Source organism: Ursidibacter arcticus (genome assembly GCF_009761375.1).
GTDB lineage: Bacteria > Pseudomonadota > Gammaproteobacteria > Enterobacterales > Pasteurellaceae > Ursidibacter > Ursidibacter arcticus.
The window spans coordinates 1-229 of sequence record NZ_LEKM01000017.1; the positions used below are offsets into that span (position 1 = coordinate 1).

Here is a 229-nt window from a genome sequence, read left to right on the forward strand (position 1 = left end):
GCAATGCGTTTGCATTGCCATTATTGGATATCTTTTAGTTATGCTCGAACAGCCACAGGAATTTGTGGTTTTGTAACCCCAGCCATTTCACTTAATTCGTCCATTTTATTGATGGTAATATATTTACCTTGTACGGTAATCATTCCGCTTTTCTGAAAACGACCAAGCAAACGGCTAATTGTTTCAATGGTTAAACCAAGATAATTTCCAATATCGCCACGAGTCATTG

General features: G+C 37.6%; 1 protein-coding gene. It reads right to left on the reverse strand.

The genetic code is table 11. From position 1 onward, the window contains the following. Window positions 1-38 precede the first annotated feature (38 nt). On the reverse strand, window positions 39-229 hold a 191-nt coding region (locus A1D25_RS00610), incomplete at its 5' end, for a helix-turn-helix domain-containing protein (protein ID WP_157393791.1).